The organism is Nitrosopumilus sp. b1 (assembly GCF_014078545.1).
GTDB lineage: Archaea > Thermoproteota > Nitrososphaeria > Nitrososphaerales > Nitrosopumilaceae > PXYB01.
This window is the reverse complement of record NZ_MU078779.1, coordinates 1-858: the sequence shown is the minus strand read 5'-3', so window position 1 is coordinate 858 and position 858 is coordinate 1. Positions and strand designations below refer to the sequence as shown.

The 858-nt window shown below is 36.7% G+C and carries 2 protein-coding genes; both read right to left on the bottom strand.

Going from position 1 to position 858, the window contains the following annotated elements:
* Positions 1-156 (bottom strand): uL30 family ribosomal protein (locus C6988_RS10740; protein ID WP_182135438.1); only part of this gene is annotated, 156 nt, incomplete at its 3' end.
* Between the two features lie 6 nt (positions 157-162).
* Positions 163-858: 30S ribosomal protein S5 (locus C6988_RS10735; RefSeq protein WP_220463440.1), on the bottom strand; the 696-nt coding region annotated here is incomplete at its 5' end.

The window sequence follows — 858 nt, the reverse complement described above, 5'->3', positions numbered from 1 at the left end:
CTTTACTTTGTTTAACATTCCTAACGTATTTTCTTTAGCTGGCAAAATTGTTGCCCGATATTTCCTTTCTAATTTTAATAATTTCAGAGTAGTTTGTGCCCAATGAGGAACATCGGCTTGACCTTTAATTCTAACAACAAGATATGCTTTTACCATAATTTCTCAACCTTGACTAAATGTTTGCCTTAGACATTGAAGTACTGCTTTAGAAGTTGAATTCATTGTAGGAGTAGAACCTTTTGCGGTAGTATATGCATCTTTTAGTCCTGCTAATTCTAAGAGTCGTCTAATCTTTCCTCCAGCTACTAGACCCAATCCTCTTGGGGCTGGAAGAATTTCAATGACAACACTGCCACCTTTTCCTCTTACTTTGAATGGTACAGAATGTTTCTTATCACATCTACATTCCCAACTACCACATCCAAGTTTAATTGGACTGACATTTAGTAATGCTTGATTATTTGCTTTTTCAATTGCAATTCTCATTTGTTTTGATTTTCCTTGACCGATTCCAAGATAGCCATTTTCATTTCCTGCAGCAACAATTGCTTTGAATCTTGTTGATTGACCATTGGATGTCATTTTTTGAATGATACCAACATCAACTACTTCAGTTTTTAAATCAGGAAGTAATTTTTTGATTATTCCAGCTTCTTGAATACGTCCACCCTGTTCTAAAATTTCTTCTAGTGATGTAATTTCACCAGAGTTTACTTTTTTTCCTAAAATTGTTTTTGGAATCCATGGAGCTTCTGGTTTAGGTTCTCTTCTACGTCTTGGACGATCATCTGATCTTTGTCCTGGACGTCCTTGTCCTGGACGTCCTTGTCCTGGACGTCCTTGTCCTGGACGTCCTTG